Raw genomic sequence first — 19,214 nt, 5'->3', positions numbered from 1 at the left:
GCCGCTCTAGCCTCGGGCGGCCCGGTCGGCGGCGGGTTTTTCGCCCATGGTTTGCAGCATATGCTGCAGCAGCAGTGCCGATGGCGTACCGTTGACCGGCAGGTCGTGGCGGCGCTGATAATCGCGGATGCCCTCACGCGTGCGATCGCCAAGCAGTCCGTCCGCCGCCCCGACTTCATAGCCGAGGCGGATCAGGATCTGCTGGATCGCGCGAATCGTCTCCCGTTCCGCGTCCGGCGACAGGGGCTTGGCGGAGGCCGGCGCCGCGCCCGCATCACCCCTGGCAGCACTACCGGTCGCTTCGGATGGTGGCGCGCTGTTGCTCAGCGGCATCGCAACCAACCGTTCCGCCGCCGCCTGATCGCCCAGCGCCGCCGCCTGGGCATAGAGCGCGCGCGCCTTGCTCAGGTCAGGCGCATCGCCCAGCCCGCGCTCCTCCATCTGCCCAAGCTCGAACAGCGCCGACGTCATATTCTGGTCGCCGGCACGGCGCAGCCATTTGCGGGCCTCGGCGTAGTTCACCGGTATGCCCCGCCCCTGGGCATAGAACAGGCCCAGATTATACTGCGCGCGCGGATGGTTGCGCTCGGCCGCACTGTGATACCAGAGCAGCGCACGAACATCGTCCTGCTGCACACCAGTGCCTTTTTCGTAGAGCACGCCGAGATTGTACTGTGCGCCGGGAATCCCCTGGATTGCCGCCTCACGGAACCAGTAGGCCGCTTCCCGCATATCCTGGGGGCGGCCCTCACCCGTCGCATAGAGCACCGCCAGATCGTGCTGCGCCTCGGGATCGCCCTGGCGCGCACGCTGTTCCATCAGCCCGGCGAAGCCCGGCGCTGATGCGCTTGGACTGACAGTGGAGCCCTTGAGATCCGGGCTTTTGGGAGCCGGCCCCTTGGTATCCGGCAGGGCCGCGACCTCTGGCTTTGCCGCTGGCCGCGCATCGCCAGAGGCTGTACCAGCCGCTGTCGGCGCAGGTGCTGCCTTCGGTGCCACTGGCAAGGGTGCTGCGGGCTCGGGCGATGGCGCCGGTTCAGATCGGTCTGATGCAGCCGGGGATAACGCTGGCGGCGCTGAGGCTTGCGCCGGTTCGGGCTGCACCAAAGGCGGCGAAGCGGACATGTCGGGCGTCGCCGGATCGGGTGCCGCAGACTCTGACGAAGCGCCGCCCTCGACGCCGTCCCGGCCGCCACGCAGCTGCCAGGCCCGCTCCTCAATCCAGCGCGTGCCGCTCTGCAAGACCTGCCTGGCGTCCTCGCCGAGCCCGATGACGCCGTCCGCCGCCCGCTGCAGGGCTGGCGCCATACCCAGCCGCTCGCTCTGGCTCATCAGCGCGATCCCGCTGCCCACACCGATGACCAGAACGAGGCCGCCGACTATGAGCTTGCCCGGGAAATGCCGCCTTACCGGCCGTTGATCCGCCGCGGTTGGCGGGGAGCCGGGCGGAGACGGGGTGTTTTCGCCGGCCGCTACCGCTGCTGGCGGTTCCGGCGCGTCGTCCCGTGTCTCCTCAGAACTTTCACCGGCCAGCTCCGTCTTGAAGCGGTCCCAGCGCGCTTCCCAGTTCTCTTCCGGCGATTCAGGCTTTTCGCCCGCTGGCTTTTCGCCCGCGGTCTTTTCGCCTGTCGCCTCATCGTCCGTTGTTGAGGGCGGAAAAACGATCTCATCGTCCGGCGCATCGTCATCCGGCGTATCGTCGGCGACGCCGCCAGCCATATGGTCCTCGCCCACAGGGTTCTCGTCCACAGGCAGAGACGGATCCGCTGCGCCGCCGGGCATGGTCACGGTGGAGGGCCAGTCCGGCGGCAGGGATTTCAGGCCGCGCTCCAGCAGGACCATCCGCTGCGCGATGCGCGCTACCGCCAGGCCGACCGGCCGGAGATGGTCTTCGATCCGCCCTTCGGCAACGGCGACCTGGGTTTCCAGCGTCTTTGGATCCGCCTCAGTCCCTGTACCGGCATCCGGCATATCATTGGCGGGAACCGGGGTTATGCCGGCATGCCGCAAAATGGCGCGGTCGATCCAGGCGCCTAGGGTCAGCCCGGCCTCCTGCGCGGCTTCGCGCGCGACGGCCCGCGTCGCGTCATCGATCCCTTTCACGCTCCAGGGCGTGGCTTTCGAACCAGCCTTCCGCATCCTATAGCCTTTTCCCGATCGGCGTGTCGGCGCCCGGTAGTCCCAACCCTACCATCCTATACCGCGAAAGGGGCCGCTGTTAAGCCGGGTAGTACCAGCACCGTCAGCCACGGCCGAAAAGCCGCCTCAGAAAACCGGCGGAAGCCCCGGTGCGTGCCGCCTCGGCTTCAGACTCCAGCACCCGAAGCCGGTCGGAGAGCCGCAGAACCGCGCGTTCCAGCGCCTTCTGCGTGGCCAGGGCTTCCGGCGACAATTCTCCCGGCTGGTCCACTGACGGTCCGTCCGGATCATTGGACGGCGACCGGCTTTCAGCCAGCGCCGCAAATTCCGCCTGCAGCCCGGTCATGCCGTCGCGCAACGCCTCCAACCGACCGGCCAGGGTCGTGACTTCCGCGCGCAGCGCCCGGATTTCCGCCGCCGAATCGGGATCAGAGGGAGCCGCCGCCGGCGTCATGCCGGCGCCAGGCTCATGGCCGGCATGGCGGATGGTCTGGCTGAGCCAGGCGCCCACCGGCAGCCCCGCCTGCCGCGCGGCCCGCTTCGCTGCCTCGCGGTCCTCGGGCGAAACTCCCTTAACACTCCAGGGCGATATCTGCGCCATGCCGGCCCTCGAATACGGGTAATGCGGATTTCAGTATGTCCGAAAAAGCAGCGGAATACCAACAGGCCCAGTCAGAATAAGGTCAAGGGCAGGGTTAGATCAGGGCCGGTCCGCTGGCGGCGCACTGTCCGGCGCCGGCGTATCATCGGATGGCGAGGGCGCCGTCAGCTGCTCCCCGGAAGGCACCGGTGGCGACGGCAGGCGGCTTTCCAGCCCTTCCAGCCGCCGGGCAATGGTCTCCAGCAATTCGTGCAGCGGCGCTACCATCAGGGCGGTGCGGCGCTCGGCGGCGGCGATGCGCTCGGCCAGCGGTTCCAGCATTTCCGGGGTCATCTCGGGCGCCGCCGGCACCGCATCCGGCATTTCCGCAACGCCGCGTTCCTCGGCGGCGACCGCACGGATCGCTTCGCCCAGCCACTCGCCCATGGTGCCGCCAGAGGCCTCGACAGCCGCCCGCGCCGCGTCCCGCGCCTCGGTCGAGACGCCCTTGATGCTCCAGGGCATATTGCGCTTGGCCGTACTGTTTTTCCCGGCCGTCTTCGCTTTGGGCTTTGCCTGTGCCAAGCCGATCTCCCGACTGGATGGCGCCGCCAAGCGGCGGCACTACCAACCCATAACAAAGAATACCCATTCTGTTAAGCCGCCGCGCATCGCCACAGGTTGCACCGCGCCGGATTTGCGCCTATCTTGCGCGCCGCCCGTTCAGGGCACCCGGCGATGGGGCGTGGCCAAGCGGTAAGGCAACGGGTTTTGGTCTCGTGATCCCAGGTTCGAATCCTGGCGCCCCAGCCAGCCGATAAATGGCTTTGTATCAAATAGTTAGTGGAAGCGCCCTACTCCGCCAGCACGACAAGGTCGAGCGGACCGGCAATGCCCTCCACAACACAGGCGGCCAGCACGCGATGCTGCTGCACCGGGCGATAGCCCTGCTGTTCCGCCAGTTCCAGCGCCATCCGGGTGGATAAGGCGCGCACCCCTTCCGCCTTGGTGTGTTTTTCCAGCTTTGCCGCCAGATTCACCGCCTCGCCGATCACCGTATATTCCAGCCGCGTCTCGTCGCCCACCGCGCCGAACAGCACCGGCCCGGCACTGACCGCCGCGCCGACGCGGATCGGCGACTGCCCGGCAGCCAGCCGTTCGGCGTTCCAGCCATCGATGGTCGCCATGATGGCGGTAACGGCGCGCAGCGCATCGGCGGCATGGCGGCCGGTCGGCAGGGCGGCGCCGAAAGTCGCCATGATGCCATCGCCCAGGAACTTGTCGATGGACCCGCCATGCGCCTGGATCACCGGCACCACACGCGCCTGGTAGTCCGCCAGCAGGGCCAGCACCTGGCGCGCGGGCAGCGCCGTCGACAGGGCGGTGAAGCCGCGCAGATCCAGCGTCAGAATGGCCGCCTCGCGGACCTCGCCCTCGCCGGCGCGAATCTGGTGCTCGGTCCCGGTGATCTTCGCCGCCACCTCCGGCGCGAAGAAGCGCGACAGGTCGCGCGCCGCCTGCCCTTCAACCACCGCACGCACCAGCAACCCGCGCGCCCTGAGGATGGCGAGGCCGAGAATGACGGTAACCATGGCGATGGAGATGATCTTGTCGAATTCCGCCCCCAGTAACACGCTGTTGGAGGTCAGATATTCCACATAGTTCCGCGTGATCATCGTGTCGTCCGGGCGGGACAGGGTGGCGTAGCCGACCAGACCGAGCCAGCCCAGCGCGGCCGCGGCGCCTGCCAGCAGCACGAAACGCGCCTCGAAACGCAAGGCGCGCAAGGCAATGAAGATGAAGACATAGAGCAGGGTCGGCGCCTTCAGATAGAAGGAGGGCGGCTGCTGATACTGCAGGTGAAAACTCCAGATCGCCGCCATCAGCAGCGCCATGTCGGCAAGGATCGAGACATAGAGCAGCCACCCCGGTAGTGCCCGCCGGTGCGCCAGCACCAGCCGCAGCAGGGTGAATACCGCATAGACGCCCAGCACCAGCGGCACCGGTTCGAACATGACGTCAGGATGGAAGGTCTTGGGCGCCAGCGTATAGAGCACCGCGAAGGTGACGACGACGCCAAGCTGGATCCAGCCGATCAGGATTTCGCTGTTTTCCTGCTGCCGGGCGATGGCCTCGCGCAGCCGCCCGGGCAGGACCAGCCGCCGGCCCGTCCCGAATGGCAAAAGGCCCGGCAGAAGGCGGGGCAGCCCGATCAGCCAGTTCCGCACCCCGTTGACATGATGGGCGACATGGCGGGCGATATGGCCGGCATTCTGTTCGGACATGCCCCTCATCTCCGTCGATGGCGATGTTTCTGCTTAACACTGCCTGCGCATCACGCGGCTTCAGAAGGTCGTGAAACCTGCGTTACAGCGTCAGTTCCAGCCCCTCACGCGCCACGATGGTGCCCGGCCGCGCCTGCGCCGCCGCCGTCGCGACGCCGTCCATGAAGCTGTCGTCATGATTCGGGTCGTGATGGAAGATCGCCAGCTGGCCGACACCGGCGGCCTCGGCCAAACGCACCCCCTCCTCCCAGGTGGAATGACCCCAACCACGGTACAGGGGATATTCGGCATCGGTGTAGGTGCTGTCATAGATCATCAGGTCGGCGCCAGCCGCCAAATCCAGGATTGCCGGGTCGCGCTGGCCTTCCCGATGCTCGGTATCGGTGATGTAGCAGACGGAACGCCCGCCATAGGCGATCCGGTAGCCGGTGGCCCCGTTCGGATGGTTCAGCGGCGCGGTCCTCACGGCAATCCCGCCGCCCAGCGGCAATTCCTCGCCGGCGCGGAAATCCTCATAGGCGATGATCGCACGGAAGATATCCAGCGGCACCGGGAACAGCGGCGGCGCCATCAGCCCGGCCAGAACCTCGCGCAGCCGCCGGATCGGATAGAGATGCCCGGCCCAGAGCCGGAGCCGGTTTCCCGGATCGAAGGCCGGACGGAAAAACGGCAGGCCGGTGACATGGTCGAGATGGGTGTGGCTCAGCAGCAGATCGGCCTCGACAGGCGCGCCGGTGGCGGCCCCCATGGCGGCGAGCGCCTCGCCCAGAGGCTTCAGCCCGGTGCCTGCGTCGAGGATGATGAGCCTGTCACCGCAGCGGACCTCGACACAGGAGGTATTGCCGCCATAGCGCATCATCGCCGGGTCAGCGCAGGCGATGCTGCCGCGCACCCCCCAGAAGCGGACGGTCAGGCCACCATCTGCCACCGTCCCGGCCAAACGTCAGGGCACCAGGCGATAGCCGCCCGGCTCCGTCACCAGGATCGCGGCATTGGCCGGATCGGTCTCGATCTTCTGCCGCAGGCGATAGACATGGGTCTCCAGCGTATGGGTCGTTACGCCAGCGTTATAACCCCAGACTTCGTTCAGCAACACATCGCGGCTGACCGTGCGATTGCCGGTGCGGTAGAGATATTTCAGGATCGCCGTTTCCTTCTCGGTCAGGCGGATCTTGCGGTTCTTCGCCGCATCGACCAGCAGCTTCAGGCTGGGCGTGAAGCTGTAGGGGCCGATGGTGAACAGCGCATCGTCGCTCTGCTCATGCTGGCGCAGCTGGGCGCGGATACGGGCCAGCAGGACGTTCAGGCGGAACGGCTTGGTCACATAATCATTGGCCCCGGAATCCAGGCCGAGGATCGTGTCCGCGTCCGACACCGCGCCGGTCAGCATGATGATCGGCGATTTCAGCCCGCCGCGCCGCAACAGCCGGCAAACCTCGCGGCCATCCATATCCGGCAGCCCGACATCAAGCAGCACGAGGTCGAATTGCTCGCTCTTCGCCCTGGCCAGCGCCTCGGCACCGTCGGCGGCTTCAATCGTGGTGAATTCCTCATGGAGCTGAAGCTGCTCGGCCAGAGACTGGCGCAGCAAATCCTCGTCTTCCACCAGCAGAATCTTCTTGCCGTTGCTCATCGCCTCTCCACGGCCTTACCTTTTGTAAGGGAACCATATCCCAGAACATCGTAACCGGGTAAGCCGAAGCCGGTTGATCACAGAAAATTGTCAGAAACGCGGCGCCAGGATCTGCCGCAACACGCCCTCGAACAGCGGTGAATCCGGCTCGGCCAGCGCATCGGCGGCACTGAAATGATGGCGACCCTCCAGAATAATCGCCTGCACCGGGTGGCGCGCGGCCCGCAGCCGGGCGGCATAATCGGCCTGCTGGCGGTGATATTCGGCACTTTCGGCACCGCCAACCGCCAGCAGCAACGGGCCGCTCGCCTTGGCCGGCAAATGCGGCATCGGGCTGAGCGCCGCCACTTCCGCCGTGTCCAGCGCGAGCGCCTCGTTCAGATAGCTGCGCCGGATCGGCTCCAGATCGTAAAGCCCGCTGATCGAACACACACCGCGCACCAGGCCCGACGGCAACTCGGGGGAGAGCGCCGGCCAGTCGGTCTGCGCCGCCAGTGCTGCCAGATGGCCGCCCGCCGAATGGCCGGCCAGATGAATCCGTGCCCGGTCACCGCCCAGCGATGGCAGTTCGCGGTAGAGAAAAGCCAGCGCCGTGCGGATATCCGAGGCGATTGCCGTCATCCGCTGCGCCGGCGCAAGCCGGTAGCCCAGCACCGCCACAGCGATCCCGGCGGCAACGAACAACGGCGCGACATGGCTGAAATGCTGCTTGTCCAGCGCCTGCCAGTAGCCGCCATGAATGAAGGCCAGCACCGGCGCGTCGCGTTGCGGGGCCGGAAAAAAATCCAGCCGCTGCCGCAGATCATCGCCATAGGCCAGGTCGAGATCGACGGAAAGATGCCGGCGGGCCTCGGCGCTACGCGTCGCCCAGCTGTCGATATAGGCGGCATGATCAGGCACCATCGCCCGGTTGTTATACTGGGCATCCAGCCCGGCCTGGTCGTAGTCGCGATAGGGCAAAGCAGGCGTCTCCGTATAGGCGGATAAAGCTTTCGGGCGCCGCCGCCCTTTTCAGCGGCCGGTGCAACGCCTAGATTGGGCTCAGTTTCCCGATCCGCAAGGCACTGTTCATGTCCTCGGCCCCTCCACCGGATTCCCCACCGGCCTCCCAGAACCTGTCGCCGGCCTCGCTGCGCGCGGCGACGGTGAAGCGCGTCGAGCGCGCCATCGCGGAGCTGCGGCGCGGCGGTCAGGTGCTGGTGCGCAACCGCGCCCGGGAAAGTGCCGGCATCCTGATGGCGGCCGAAATGGTGACGCCTGCCAGCCTGCCGGGCCTGACCCGCGCCGCCGGATCCCGGCCGACGCTGGTGCTCACCGCGCGGCGCGCGGCGGCCCTGAAGCCGGGCCAGCCTGTCGGCAGCGTCGAATCGCTGGCCCTGCCGGCCGAGGCCGATCCTGATTTCGTGCGCCGGCTCGCCGACCCCACCGCCGGCCCCGCGCCCGCCCTGTCGAAAGCGGTGGCGATCCTGCCGGAACCGGAGGACGGGCTTGCCGCCTCAGCGCTCGCCCTGGTGAAGCAAGCGCGGCTGATTCCCGCTGCCCTGCTTGCCCGGCTCGCCGACGCCGATTCGGAACGTATCGCTGCTACCGCCGAAGCCGCTGATCTGGTGCTGATCGAGGCGGAGGAGATCGCCGCCTATCCGGCGCTGGCCGCTGCCCGGCTGACGCTGGCCGCCGAGGCGCGGGTGCCGCTGGCCGATATCGAGGATGCCAGACTGGCCGCTTTCCGACCGCCCGATGGCGGGGTCGAGCACATTGCCATCCTGATCGGCAGCCCGGAAGCGGAGATCGCCGCCGGCAGGCCGGTGCTGGTGCGGCTGCATTCGCAATGCTTCACCGGCGACCTGCTGGGCAGCCTGCGCTGCGACTGCGGCGATCAGCTGCGCGGCGCGATCCGCGCGATCGCGGAACAGGGCACCGGCATCCTGCTGTATCTGGCGCAGGAAGGCCGCGACATCGGCCTCGTCAACAAGCTGCGTGCCTATCAGCTTCAGGATCTTGGCCTCGATACGGTCGATGCGAACGAGCATCTGGGGTTCGATGCCGACGAGCGGGCCTTCGCGCCGGCGGCCGAGATGCTCCACCAGCTGGGGGCAACCCGCGTGCGGTTGATGACCAATAATCCGGAGAAGGTGGACGGGCTGTCCCGGCACGGCATCGAGGTGACGGAGCGCGTCGCCCATGCCTTCCCGTCGAACAGCCACAACGAGGCCTATCTGAAGACCAAGGCGAAACGCTCAGGACATCTCTTTTAGGGCGGGCAGATTCTGCCGCCCCGCCCCGCCCGGACCGGCCAATCCTGCCGAGCACGGCGTCAACAGCCGGGCGCCTTCCGCGTAATTCCTTGATCTATAGACGATTTCCTTTTGGCATCCGGCTTGCACAAGCAAGGGCGGATGAAGAGAGGAATCCGATGTCCGTTAGTGCCTCACAGATACTGGCCTCCCAGCCGCCGTCCCTGCCTCCCTCCCAGCGGGACGCGGCCTCTCAGGGGGCGATGCGCCTGACCATCCCTGCCCCTGCCCCCGACAGGACGGAGCGCGTCGCCCCCGATTCTTTTAATAATGCCGAAGTTGGCGAAACACCCGACAATGGCACATCCGAGGGCCTGTCCTTCTTCGACTTTCTGGACCTCATCAATCCGCTGCAGCACATACCCATCGTCTCCAGCATTTACCGCGAGCTGACCGGCGACACGATCCGGCCGGAAATGCAGATGGCCGGCGCCGGCCTGCTGGGCGGGCCGCTCGGCCTTCTGGCTGCTGGCGCGCATGCCGTGTTCGAGGCGGAGAATGGCCGTGGCGTTGGCGAGGAAGTGCTGGCCCAGGCTGGCTTTGGCGGCAGCGGCGGCAACCGCATTGCCGAAGCGCCCGCCCCGGCAGCAAGCGAAACGGCCGCAACCGAAACGGCCGCAAACGAAACGGCCGCGCAGGCCGCCGCAAAGGCGGCGGAGCCGGAAAGAATGGCGCTGAATGCCGGCCAGGCGAATGGGCTGGATGCACTGATTGCCGCCAGCAGCCGCCAGCAGGAAGGCGAAGGCGCCAGGGTGATCGCCCGGTTCCAGGTGCCCCCGCAGGCGAATACGTCCGAGGCGAATGCTTCCGAAGCGAAGGCGCAGGATACCGCGCCGGCCGCGCCCACCCCGAGCAACCAGACCCCGAGCAAACAGACCGGCGGCGTGCCGTCACTGATGCAGGACGCCTTGCAGAAATATGAGGCGCTGATGCGGGCGCGTCAGCGCGGCGAGACCTAGCCCCAAGCGGAACTGGACCGCTATCGGTTGTTCCGGCATGATCCCTAAATGTCTGCTTTACTTACCCTAATTCGCGTGCTTGCCAAACCCGGTGCCCGGCAGGGCCGTCTGGAAACCGACGGGCTCAGCCTGCATTGTGCCCTGGGAAGGGGCGGGCCGGTGGCGGACAAGCGGGAGGGCGATGGCGGCACGCCGCTCGGCGACTGGCCGCTGCGCCAGCTGCATTACCGGGCGGACCGCGGCGGCGCCCCGCTGACCGCCCTGCCGAGCCGCCCCATCGGGCGGCTGGATGGCTGGTGCGACGATCCCGCCGACCCCGCCTATAACAGGCCAGTCCGCCTGCCCCACCCCGCCAGCCACGAAACCATGTGGCGCGAGGATGGTCTGTACGATCTGGTGGTCGAGCTTGGCTATAATGACGAGCCGGTCCTGCCCGGCATGGGCAGCGCCATCTTCCTGCACATCGCGCGCGCGGATTACGCGCCCACCGAAGGCTGCGTCGCGCTGGCCGAAGCCGATCTGCGCCGGTTGCTGGCGCGTTGCGGATCCGAAACGATCCTGCGCGTGGAACTCGCCTAGCGGCCGACCAGCTGCTTCCAGTCGCCACGGTCACCGAAGATCGCGGTGCCGACGCGGACCTCGGTCGCGCCGAACGGAATGGCGGCCTCGTAATCGGCGCTCATCCCCATCGACAGATGCTCAATCCCGTTGCGCCTAGCGATTTCACGCAGCAGGGCGAAGTGCAGGCCTGGCTCCTCCTCAACCGGCGGGATGCACATCAGGCCGACAATATCGAGGCCGAGCGTCCGGCACTCGGTGATGAAACCATCCGCCTCATCTGGCAGCGCGCCGGCCTTCTGCTCCTCCTCCCCGGTGTTCACCTGGACATAGCAGGGCAGGCGCCGCCCGGTCTTCTCCATCTCCGCCGCCAGCGCCTGCGCCAGCTTCGGCCGGTCCACCGTCTGAATGGCATCGAACAGCGCCACCGCCTCCTTCACCTTGTTGGTCTGCAGCGGACCAATCAGATGGATGTCGAGATCCGGGTGGCTGGCCCGCAAATCCGGCCAGCGCAGTTGCGCCTCCTGCACCCGGTTCTCGCCGAACAGCCGCTGCCCCGCCGCCAGCGCCGCCTGGATTCGGTCGGCCGGCTGCGCCTTGGAGACCGCGATCAGCCGGATTTCCGCCGGATCGCGCCGCGCCGCCCTGGCGGCCTTGGCGATACGGTTGCGAATCGTGGCGATATTGCCGGCAATGGCCTTTGCGAGGCCGGAATCGAGATCGGAGTCGGACGGGGCGTCGGACATGAAGGCTCCAGAACGCGGGATGTTGAGTTGCAGGACAAAACAGCGTTAGCTTCGCCAGCATGCCAAGAAGCGGCGGGCAAGGGAACCGGCCTTGCGCGTCGAACACTAGCTGAGGATACGCCATCATGCTGCTGAAGATTCCCGATGTGCTGAGCCGCGAGGAACTTGCCAAGCTGCGCATGGAACTGGGCCGCACCCAATTCCAGGACGGCACCGTGACGGGCAAGAAAGGGCTGAAGCAGAATCTGCAGAGCGATCAGGTCTCGCAGCAGCTACCGCAGCTCCTGCAGACGGTCACCAACGCGCTGATGCGCACCGATGGCTTCACCATGTATGCGCTGCCGCGCAAGCTGCACCTTGTGTTCAACCGCTACGATGTCGGCATGCATTATGGCGAGCATATCGACGCGGCACTGATCGGCCCGTCGCAGGACAAGGCGGTGCGGTCCGACGTGTCTTTCACCCTGTTCCTCAGCGACCCCGCGACCTATGAGGGCGGCGAGCTGGTTATGGTTACGCCCTATGGCGAGCATTTCTGCAAGGAGCCGGCCGGCACCGTCGTGGTCTATCCGTCGCTGGTGCTGCACCGGGTGGAGCCGGTGCGCAAGGGCACGAGGCTGGCCGCCATCGGGTGGGCGCAATCCTTCATCCGCGACCCGTTGCAACGCGAAATGGCCTATGAGATGGACAGGTTGCGCCGCGACCTGGCAGCGGAAATGCCGGGAAGCCCCTATCTGGAGCGGTTCGGCCGCATCCACCAGAATACACTGCGGATGTGGACCGACAATTAGGCCCTACCCAGCCGCAACCCCGTCGGGGATATAGCCGAAGCGGCGCATCTGCGCGCCCTGCAGCTCGACGATCCGCGCGATCTGATCTCGTGTCAGCACCTCGCGCCACTGGTCGCGCCGGCCAACCCGGAAGAAGCTCTGCGAATTCTGGCTGCGTTCCCGGAATCCGGCTTTCTTTTCCTGCTTGCTCAGCTCCTTGAAGGAGGAGAAGCGCAGCGCCTTGTCCAGCCGCTGCGGGCTGGGTGGCAGCCGCAGGAAGCTGACGACACGGCTGAAGGCGTCCTTCGGATTTTCCAGCATGTCCTCGTAGCGCAGCACCAGCAGGGCGGGATGCGGGTTCTGTGTCCAGCTTTTCACATGGGATGACCAGGAGCTGAGGACTTCCGGCACATTGCTGGCGCTGTTCAGGGTCGCGGCCCCTTCCGTCGCCATGAAATCCACGGCCTGGTCGATGGTCAGGCCGAAATGGTCGGCTGCAGACAGGGTTACGTCGAGCGGGTTGCGCACGATGTAGATCGCGCCGGCCGTCACCGCCTGGTTCACCAGCGGGTGACCGTGCGATTCGCCGAGAAAATTATGGGTTTTCACAAAAACGGAATCGGGAAAGGCGCGGGTCATGTCCTGCTGGGCACGCGGCCGGATCGCCATGATCTCTGCCAGCGACAGGTTTTCGGTCGGCTGGCCGCCCGTATAGGGCAGATACCAGTGCGGCTTGGACTCGCTGAGGCAGAACTGGTCCAGCTCGTTGATGCCGGCCGGTTTTGGCGGGTTGCGGAAGAGATTGTGCAGGAAGGCCCGCATCCATGTGTTGCCGGATTTCGGATAGGAGGCGAGCCAGATCAGACGTCCCATGCGCGCATCCTTGCCCGAAGCGGCCCGAAAGAAAAGCGGGCAAAAAGAAAAGGGCGCGACCGAAGCCGCGCCCTTTCCCCAAGTCCTTTCGGACCGACCAGAGCTTTAGAAGCTCAGGAAGGTGCCGACGAACAGGGTGGTGGTGTCCGGCAGGGTGTTCAGATCCATGTCGGCATGGATCAGACCACCGCGCAGCTGGACGCCAGCGCCCAGCTGGTAGCTGGCAGCCAGCTCATACTCGTCGGCGGTACGGCTGGTGGCCACACCGGCGATCTCGTAGTCGGTCTTCTGGTAGCCGGCAGAAACGCCCCACGGGCCGGTCTTGTAGGCCAGGCCCAGAGCCATGACGTCGCCGTCCGCACCCGGGTTCAGGCTGCCGCTGTCGTAGTTCTCGCTGTCAGCATAGACAGCGCCCACGGTGAAGCCGCCGAAGCCGACATTCAGGCCGACGGACCAGATCTCCGGATCGACATTGCTGCCGCCGCCGACGACTTCGCCGGTCTCGTAACTGCCCGACACGGCAACCGAGGCGCCGCCGAACTTGCCGGAGTACTTCAGGCCGAGGCCGACAACGTCCTCAACCGAGCCGGTGCCGACGGTCATCACGCCGAAGCCGTTGCCGCTCAGAGCCTGATGGTCGATGTTCGGGCTGTAGCTGACGCCAGCCTGGAAGCCACCCATGTTCGGGGTGAAGTAGGTGCCCTTGGCGGTGTCGCCCGAGATGTTCGGACGGCCATGGCCACCATTCGAGGCGGCAACGCCGAAGTTGCGGTCGTCGAAGCCGAGGCCGACCGACGGGATGCCGACATGCAGCAGGTAGGCGGCGCCGTTCTCGGAGCCGAGCTGCAGCTTACCGAAGCCGCCCGAGAAGTACATGTAGGTCTCGTCCATGTCGCGCGGCTGGCCGCCCGACAGGCCGACGTTGACGATTTCGAGCTGCGCGTCGAAGCCGACGGTCAGGCCGTTGTCGAGCTTGGTCTCACCCTTGAAGTGGACTTCGCCCTCATGACGGAACTGCGCGTCCTTGTAGTTCGCGGTCGAACCGGCCGGCTCGTCAACGTCCGAGAACGTGACCAGGTTCTGGTAGTAACCCTTCACCTGCAGCTTGATCGGATCGGATGCCAGAGCCGGCTGAGCCAGCAGGCCTGCGGCGACCAGAGCGGTCGTGCCGAGAAGAACCTTCTTCATTTGTGCCCCCTACTAAAAAGGTTTGCCTCACATAAAGCCACCAGGCGGGTTACCCGGCAGCCACTATCCCCCCGGTTCAGACGACGTATGCCGTGCCGCCCGTTTGGACTGGGTGAAGGCTATCCATGCGAGGGCGTTAGTCAACCAAACTCGGCCTTGCCGCGTGATAATTGTGCACACATGTTGCAGGAAGGACACATTTTGGGCGCGCTCATATGTCCTTCATATCCAGTCAGTTACCGCTGCGGTGCTTATATATGGCATTAAGGGCTGCTGTGATTTTGCCTTAGTCTTGACCGGATCGTGGCGTTAGAATAGCGGTGTTTGGCTTGTTTATCTCCTTGTTCGACAGGATTGGACCGACTGTGGCGCTTACCCTCAAATCCGATCGCGGTCTTCTGGCCGCTTGTCTGGTAACGACGGCACTGCTGGCCGGCTGCGGCGAGACAAAATACGAATACCCGACGATGCGGCCTGGCGACACCAATCCCAGCATCTATGGCAAGGAAGAGAACGGCAGCATCCTGGGCCCGGCCGGCCTCAGCCTGTTCGGTGGCGAGGAAGAAGCGCCGGCCGGCGGCACCGGGATTGGCGTGAACGCCTATCTGTGGCGCGCCTCGCTGGATACGCTCTCCTTCATGCCGATCGCCTCGGCCGATCCGTTCGGCGGCGTCATCATCACCGACTGGTATTCGGCACCCGAGAACCCTGCCGAGCGGTTCAAGGTCAACCTGTTCATCCTGGACCGGGCCCTGCGCGCCGATGGCATCCGCGCCGCGATCTTCCGGCAGCAACGCACCACCACCGGCCAGTGGCAGGATGCCGCGGTAGAGACAGCTATCGGCAACGAACTCGAGAACACCATCCTGACGCGCGCCCGGCAGCTTCGGGTTTCCAGCGCCCAGCGCTAGGCGCCCGGAATAACGGGAAACCATCGAACGGCTTGCCTTTGCCCCCGCTGTTGGGCGAATAATCCCGGCCGAAACCGCGCGACGCGGACCCGCGACAGATCAGGCCGAGCGAGATGGCACGCTATAATTTCAAGGAAACCGAGGCGAAGTGGCAACGCATCTGGACACAGAAGCGCTGCTTCAACGTGACCGAAGACGCCTCCCGGCCGAAATATTACGTGCTGGAGATGTTCCCCTACCCGTCGGGGCGCATCCATATGGGCCATGTCCGCAACTACACGCTGGGCGATGTGGTGGCGCGCTACAAGAAGGCGCGCGGCTTCAACGTGCTGCATCCGATGGGCTGGGACGCCTTCGGCCTGCCGGCGGAGAACGCCGCCATCGAGAACAAGGTCCATCCCGCCAAATGGACCTATGAGAATATCGCCTCGATGCGCACCCAGCTGCAGGGCATGGGCCTGTCCTATGACTGGGAGCGCGAAATCGCGACCTGCCATCCGGATTATTACCGGCATGAGCAGAAGATGTTCCTCGATTTCCACAAGGCCGGCCTCGCCTACCGCAAGGAAAGCTGGGTCAACTGGGACCCGGTCGAGAACACGGTTCTGGCCAACGAGCAGGTGATCGACGGCAAGGGCTGGCGCTCCGGCGCGCCGGTCGAGAAGAAGCGGCTGTCGCAATGGTTCCTGAAGATTACCGACTATGCCGAGGATCTGCTGCAGGCGATCCAGACACTGGAGCGCTGGCCGGACCGGGTGCGGCTGATGCAGCACAACTGGATCGGCCGGTCCGAGGGTGCCCGGGTCTTTTTCCCTATTGCCAATCTCCCTGGGGGACGTGACGAGAAGCTGGAAGTCTTCACCACCCGGCCCGACACGCTGTTCGGCGCCTCCTTCTGCGCGATCTCGCCCAACCACCCGCTGGCCGGCGAACTGGCAGCAAACAATCCGGCACTGACCGACTTCATCGCCGAATGCAGCCGCATCGGCACCAGTGAGGCGGCCATCGAAACGGCGGAGAAGAAGGGCTTCGATACCGGGCTGAAGGCGGTCCATCCGCTGGACCCCTCCTGGCAGGTGCCGATCTATGTCGCCAATTTCGTGCTGATGGAATATGGCACCGGCGCGATCTTCGGCTGTCCGGCACACGACCAGCGCGACCTCGATTTCGCCCGCAAGTACGGGCTGCCGGTCATCCCGGTGGTGAAGCCGGCCAATGCGGAGACTGTCGAGATCGGCGACACTGCCTTCCCCGGCGAGGGGGTGCTGTTCAATTCCCGTTTCCTGGACGGGCTGCCGGTCGAGGACGCCAAGCAGCGCATCGTAACGGAGCTGGAGAAGAACGGGCTGGGTCAGGCCAATATCAGCTACCGGCTGCGCGACTGGGGCGTATCGCGCCAGCGCTATTGGGGCTGCCCGATTCCCTTCATCCACTGTGCCGATTGCGGCATCGTGCCGGTGCCGGAGGACCAGCTGCCGGTCGTGCTGCCGGATGATGTCACCTTCGACGCGCCGGGTAACCCGCTGGACCGGCATCCGACCTGGAAACATGTCGCCTGCCCGTCCTGCGGCAAGCCGGCGCAGCGCGAGACCGACACCTTCGACACCTTCTTCGAATCCTCCTGGTATTTCGCCCGTTTCGCCGATGCAAGGGGAGAGACAGCCTTCGACCGTGACAAGGCCGGCTATTGGCTCTCAGTCGATCAGTATATCGGCGGCATTGAGCATGCCGTGCTGCATCTGCTGTATTCGCGCTTCTTCATGCGGGCGCTGAAAAAATGCGGCTATACCGACGTGGAAGAGCCCTTCGCCGGCTTGCTGACCCAGGGCATGGTCTGCCACGAGACCTACAAGGATGCGGACGGCAAATGGCTGTTCCCCGCACAGGTCACGAAGGATGCAAACGGCAACAGCGTGACTGTCGAGGGGGGCCGTCCGGTCACCGTCGGCCGCTCCGAGAAGATGAGCAAGTCACGCAAGAATGTCGTCGATCCCGTGCACATCATCGGCAGCTATGGTGCCGACACGGCCCGGCTGTTCATGCTGTCGGACAGCCCGCCGGAGCGCGATCTGGACTGGACCGATGCCGGCATCGACGGCGCCTGGCGCTATCTGAACCGGTTGCACCGGCTGATTGACGAGGGGCTGGACACGCTGGCCCCGGTGAAGGGCGCCCGGCCGAACTCGCTGGACGGCAAGGCCGCCGCCGCCGAGAAGGCGCTGCACAAGACGATTGCCGGCGTTTCCGACGATCTGGACCGGTTCCATTTCAACAAGGCCGTCGCCCGGATCCGCGAGTTCAGCAACCAGCTTGAAGATCTGGACGGCCAGGATGAGGGCAGCCGCTGGATGAAGCGGCGCGGGCTGGAGACGCTGGTGCAGCTGATCGGCCCGATGACGCCGCATCTCGCCGAGGAACTGTGGGGCCTGCTCGGCCACCAGACGCTGCTGGCCGAGACCCCATGGCCCGAGGCCGACCCGGCGATGCTGGTGGATGACAGCGTGACCATCGCCGTGCAGGTCAACGGCAAGCTGCGCGGGACCATCGAACTGCCGCGCGACATCGATAAACAGACAGCGGAAACAGCCGCCCTTGCACTTCCGGCCGTCCTGCAGCAGCTTGAAGGCAAGGCTCCGCGCAAGGTGATCGTCGTGCCCAATCGTATTGTCAATGTTGTGGCGTAAAAACAACGGCATAGCCGCGCTGGCGCTGCTTGTCGCGGCGCTGACGCTGGCTGGCTGCGGCTTTCGCCCGCTCTATGGCGAGCAGGCGAACAGCCCGGCGACCACGCAATATATGGCAGCCGTCGAAATCGCGCCGATTCCGGAGCGTATCGGCCAGGAATTGCAGAATCACCTGCGTGTCAGGCTGAATCCGCGCGGCGCGCCCGCCAGCACCCGATACCGGCTACAGACACGCCTCAACGAAATCCGCACCGATCTGGCGATCCGCGACGACGCCTCGGCGACGCTGGCCAATCTTCAGCTGATCGCCAATTACACACTGCACGACGCCGCCAGCAATGATGTGCTCTATAAGGGGCAGAGCCGCTTCACCGCGAGCTACAATCTGGTGCGCTCGCAATTCGCCAATCTGGTGGCCGAGGATGATGCGAGAAGCCGTGCCGTTGAAGCGATCAGCGACGATATGCGCGTGCGCCTAGGCATCTATTTCGACCGCCAGGCAAAAGCCGCTAACTAGGGGCAGAACCGGCGGATGAAGATCAGTGACCGCCAGATCGATGCCTTCCTTCGTGCGCCGGACCCGGCCATACGGGCGGTCCTGCTTTTCGGGCCAGATACCGGGAAAATAAAGGAATTTTCGGACAGGCTCGGCCATACCGTCCTGCCCTCCTTCGACGATCCGTTCCGCCTTGCCGATCTGACCGGCGCCCAGCTGCGCGACGATCCGGCCCGGCTCGCGGACGAGGCCGCCGCACTCTCCCTGACCGGGGGGCGGCGGCTGATCCGGGTGCGCGACGCCGGCGACGGCAATGCCGAGATTTTCCAGAATATGCTGGAGACTGTTCAGGGCGATTGCCTGGTCCTGGCCGAAGCAGGAACGCTGGCGGCCGGCTCCAAGCTACGGAAACTGTTCGAGGGCGCCCGGAACGCCGCGGCCATCGCCTGCTATGCCGATGAAGAGCGTGATCTGCGCAGCCTGGTGCGCACCCATCTGCAACAGGCGAATATCCGCTGCGGCGACGATGTCATCGCCTTTCTTGCCGACCATCTGGGCGCCGACCGGCTGCTGACCCGCATGGAGCTGGACAAGCTGATCCTCTATATCGGCGAAGGCGGCACCGCTTCCCTGGAAGAGGCACGCCAGGCCATCGGTGACAATGCCGCCCTGCGGCTCGACGATATCGTCTTCGCGATGGCCGAGGGAGATCCGGAATCGCTGGACCGGGCGCTGGTCCGGGCACGGGCGGAAGGGATGAATTTCCAGCCGGTCCTCCGCGCCGCGCAACAGCATCTGCGTGTGCTGCATCTGGCGAGCAATCTGGTGGCGGGTGGACAATCCATCGATGCCGCCTTCAAGGCGGCCGGCTTTCGCGGCGCACTGTGGAAAGTGTCTGATCGGCTGGCGCGCCAGCTTCGTGGCTGGCCGTCAAACCGCCTCAGCGAAGCGATGAACCGGCTGGTAGAGGCGGAAATGCAGTGCAAGACAACCGGCCTGCCGGCCGACGCCATTACCGGCCAGACCCTGCTGGGCATTGCGCTGTCGGCACGCAATCGGTCCCGTGGCGGTGCTCGGGCCTAAGGGGCCCTAAGGGCG

At 65.7% G+C, this 19,214-nt stretch carries 18 protein-coding genes and 1 tRNA gene; 9 read left to right on the top strand and 10 right to left on the bottom strand.

Going from position 1 to position 19,214, the window contains the following annotated elements; all coding sequences use genetic code 11:
• Positions 1-6: 6 nt before the first annotated feature.
• The 3 genes from BKM74_RS01060 to BKM74_RS01050 all read right to left on the bottom strand — a co-directional run bounded on the left by BKM74_RS01060 (position 7) and on the right by BKM74_RS01050 (position 3,304).
• Positions 7-2,139, bottom strand: coding sequence for an SEL1-like repeat protein (locus tag BKM74_RS01060; protein ID WP_086463847.1), 2,133 nt, complete (start codon positions 2,137-2,139; stop codon positions 7-9).
• Between the two features lie 103 nt (positions 2,140-2,242).
• Positions 2,243-2,740 (bottom strand): hypothetical protein, encoded by a 498-nt coding sequence (locus tag BKM74_RS01055; protein WP_086463846.1) that lies wholly within the window; start codon positions 2,738-2,740, stop codon positions 2,243-2,245.
• 99 nt (positions 2,741-2,839) lie between these two features.
• Positions 2,840-3,304: a hypothetical protein gene (locus BKM74_RS01050; protein ID WP_086463845.1), complete on the bottom strand. Its 465-nt coding sequence runs from the start codon at positions 3,302-3,304 to the stop codon at positions 2,840-2,842.
• A 154-nt stretch (positions 3,305-3,458) separates the two neighbouring features.
• Here BKM74_RS01050 and BKM74_RS01045 point away from each other — a divergent pair.
• Positions 3,459-3,532: transfer RNA gene (locus BKM74_RS01045), tRNA-Gln, on the top strand.
• A gap of 41 nt (positions 3,533-3,573) precedes the next feature.
• On the opposite strand, the gene BKM74_RS01040 is transcribed toward BKM74_RS01045, so the two are convergent.
• The 4 genes from BKM74_RS01040 to BKM74_RS01025 all read right to left on the bottom strand — a co-directional run bounded on the left by BKM74_RS01040 (position 3,574) and on the right by BKM74_RS01025 (position 7,597).
• Positions 3,574-5,004, bottom strand: coding sequence for an adenylate/guanylate cyclase domain-containing protein (locus BKM74_RS01040; protein ID WP_086463844.1), 1,431 nt, complete (start codon positions 5,002-5,004; stop codon positions 3,574-3,576).
• A gap of 82 nt (positions 5,005-5,086) precedes the next feature.
• On the bottom strand, positions 5,087-5,944 hold the full coding sequence (locus BKM74_RS01035) for an MBL fold metallo-hydrolase (protein WP_086463843.1): 858 nt from the start codon (positions 5,942-5,944) through the stop codon (positions 5,087-5,089).
• A gap of 3 nt (positions 5,945-5,947) precedes the next feature.
• Positions 5,948-6,637: a response regulator transcription factor gene (locus BKM74_RS01030; protein WP_086463842.1), complete on the bottom strand. Its 690-nt coding sequence runs from the start codon at positions 6,635-6,637 to the stop codon at positions 5,948-5,950.
• Between the two features lie 90 nt (positions 6,638-6,727).
• Entirely contained in the window at positions 6,728-7,597 is an 870-nt protein-coding gene (locus BKM74_RS01025; protein ID WP_217895426.1) for an alpha/beta hydrolase, read from the bottom strand.
• Between the two features lie 110 nt (positions 7,598-7,707).
• Here BKM74_RS01025 and ribA point away from each other — a divergent pair, with 110 nt between their 5' ends.
• The 3 genes from ribA to BKM74_RS01010 all read left to right on the top strand — a co-directional run bounded on the left by ribA (position 7,708) and on the right by BKM74_RS01010 (position 10,469).
• Complete coding sequence (ribA, locus tag BKM74_RS01020) at positions 7,708-8,892, top strand: GTP cyclohydrolase II (protein ID WP_176342329.1); 1,185 nt, start codon at positions 7,708-7,710, stop codon at positions 8,890-8,892.
• Between the two features lie 242 nt (positions 8,893-9,134).
• Positions 9,135-9,890 carry a hypothetical protein gene (locus BKM74_RS01015; RefSeq protein ID WP_086463841.1) on the top strand — a complete coding sequence of 252 codons (756 nt, stop codon included), beginning with the start codon at positions 9,135-9,137 and terminating at the stop codon, positions 9,888-9,890.
• Positions 9,891-9,938: 48 nt separating this feature from the next.
• Positions 9,939-10,469 carry a L,D-transpeptidase family protein gene (locus BKM74_RS01010; RefSeq protein WP_086463840.1) on the top strand — a complete coding sequence of 177 codons (531 nt, stop codon included), beginning with the start codon at positions 9,939-9,941 and terminating at the stop codon, positions 10,467-10,469.
• Here the strand turns inward: BKM74_RS01010 and BKM74_RS01005 are convergent.
• Positions 10,466-11,194 (bottom strand): YggS family pyridoxal phosphate-dependent enzyme, encoded by a 729-nt coding sequence (locus BKM74_RS01005; protein WP_086463839.1) that lies wholly within the window; start codon positions 11,192-11,194, stop codon positions 10,466-10,468. The two genes, BKM74_RS01010 and BKM74_RS01005, sit on opposite strands and share 4 nt — an antisense overlap.
• A 125-nt stretch (positions 11,195-11,319) precedes the next feature.
• Here BKM74_RS01005 and BKM74_RS01000 point away from each other — a divergent pair, with 125 nt between their 5' ends.
• Positions 11,320-11,985: a Fe2+-dependent dioxygenase gene (locus BKM74_RS01000; RefSeq protein WP_086463838.1), complete on the top strand. Its 666-nt coding sequence runs from the start codon at positions 11,320-11,322 to the stop codon at positions 11,983-11,985.
• A gap of 3 nt (positions 11,986-11,988) precedes the next feature.
• On the opposite strand, the gene BKM74_RS00995 is transcribed toward BKM74_RS01000, so the two are convergent.
• Together BKM74_RS00995 and BKM74_RS00990 are read right to left on the bottom strand one after the other, a co-directional pair.
• Positions 11,989-12,837 (bottom strand): sulfotransferase domain-containing protein, encoded by an 849-nt coding sequence (locus BKM74_RS00995; protein ID WP_086463837.1) that lies wholly within the window; start codon positions 12,835-12,837, stop codon positions 11,989-11,991.
• 105 nt (positions 12,838-12,942) lie between these two features.
• The gene (locus BKM74_RS00990; protein ID WP_086463836.1) at positions 12,943-14,025 is read right to left on the bottom strand and encodes a porin; all 1,083 of its coding nucleotides are present in this window, start codon (positions 14,023-14,025) and stop codon (positions 12,943-12,945) included.
• Between the two features lie 365 nt (positions 14,026-14,390).
• Here BKM74_RS00990 and BKM74_RS00985 point away from each other — a divergent pair, with 365 nt between their 5' ends.
• The 4 genes from BKM74_RS00985 to holA all read left to right on the top strand — a co-directional run bounded on the left by BKM74_RS00985 (position 14,391) and on the right by holA (position 19,199).
• Positions 14,391-14,936: a DUF3576 domain-containing protein gene (locus BKM74_RS00985; protein ID WP_086463835.1), complete on the top strand. Its 546-nt coding sequence runs from the start codon at positions 14,391-14,393 to the stop codon at positions 14,934-14,936.
• A gap of 113 nt (positions 14,937-15,049) precedes the next feature.
• Positions 15,050-17,620, top strand: coding sequence for a leucine--tRNA ligase (leuS, locus tag BKM74_RS00980; protein ID WP_086463834.1), 2,571 nt, complete (start codon positions 15,050-15,052; stop codon positions 17,618-17,620).
• Entirely contained in the window at positions 17,607-18,137 is a 531-nt protein-coding gene (locus BKM74_RS00975) for a hypothetical protein (protein ID WP_086463833.1), read from the top strand. Before leuS ends, BKM74_RS00975 begins: the two co-directional genes overlap by 14 nt.
• 15 nt (positions 18,138-18,152) lie before the next feature.
• A complete protein-coding gene (gene holA / locus BKM74_RS00970) occupies positions 18,153-19,199 on the top strand; it encodes a DNA polymerase III subunit delta (RefSeq protein WP_086463832.1) in 1,047 nt (348 codons plus the stop codon).
• Positions 19,200-19,214: the final 15 nt, after the last annotated feature.

This window comes from Oceanibaculum nanhaiense, assembly GCF_002148795.1.
GTDB classification, from domain to species: Bacteria; Pseudomonadota; Alphaproteobacteria; order Oceanibaculales; family Oceanibaculaceae; genus Oceanibaculum; species Oceanibaculum nanhaiense.
This window is presented reverse-complemented; position numbering and strand designations above follow the sequence as displayed.

What these genes read in the sequence shown, in the direction of transcription:
- BKM74_RS00995 (WP_086463837.1), bottom strand. Translation starts at nt 12,837, where the DNA reads ATGGGACGTCTGATCTGGCTCGCCTCCTATCCGAAATCCGGCAACACA.
- holA (WP_086463832.1), top strand. Translation starts at nt 18,153, where the DNA reads ATGAAGATCAGTGACCGCCAGATCGATGCCTTCCTTCGTGCGCCGGAC.
- BKM74_RS01040 (WP_086463844.1), bottom strand. Translation starts at nt 5,004, where the DNA reads ATGTCCGAACAGAATGCCGGCCATATCGCCCGCCATGTCGCCCATCAT.
- BKM74_RS01000 (WP_086463838.1), top strand. Translation starts at nt 11,320, where the DNA reads ATGCTGCTGAAGATTCCCGATGTGCTGAGCCGCGAGGAACTTGCCAAG.
- BKM74_RS01055 (WP_086463846.1), bottom strand. Translation starts at nt 2,740, where the DNA reads ATGGCGCAGATATCGCCCTGGAGTGTTAAGGGAGTTTCGCCCGAGGAC.
- BKM74_RS01060 (WP_086463847.1), bottom strand. Translation starts at nt 2,139, where the DNA reads ATGCGGAAGGCTGGTTCGAAAGCCACGCCCTGGAGCGTGAAAGGGATC.
- BKM74_RS01010 (WP_086463840.1), top strand. Translation starts at nt 9,939, where the DNA reads ATGTCTGCTTTACTTACCCTAATTCGCGTGCTTGCCAAACCCGGTGCC.
- BKM74_RS01015 (WP_086463841.1), top strand. Translation starts at nt 9,135, where the DNA reads ATGCGCCTGACCATCCCTGCCCCTGCCCCCGACAGGACGGAGCGCGTC.
- BKM74_RS01030 (WP_086463842.1), bottom strand. Translation starts at nt 6,637, where the DNA reads ATGAGCAACGGCAAGAAGATTCTGCTGGTGGAAGACGAGGATTTGCTG.
- leuS (WP_086463834.1), top strand. Translation starts at nt 15,050, where the DNA reads ATGGCACGCTATAATTTCAAGGAAACCGAGGCGAAGTGGCAACGCATC.
- BKM74_RS00975 (WP_086463833.1), top strand. Translation starts at nt 17,607, where the DNA reads ATGTTGTGGCGTAAAAACAACGGCATAGCCGCGCTGGCGCTGCTTGTC.
- ribA (WP_176342329.1), top strand. Translation starts at nt 7,708, where the DNA reads ATGTCCTCGGCCCCTCCACCGGATTCCCCACCGGCCTCCCAGAACCTG.
- BKM74_RS00990 (WP_086463836.1), bottom strand. Translation starts at nt 14,025, where the DNA reads ATGAAGAAGGTTCTTCTCGGCACGACCGCTCTGGTCGCCGCAGGCCTG.
- BKM74_RS01005 (WP_086463839.1), bottom strand. Translation starts at nt 11,194, where the DNA reads ATGTCCGACGCCCCGTCCGACTCCGATCTCGATTCCGGCCTCGCAAAG.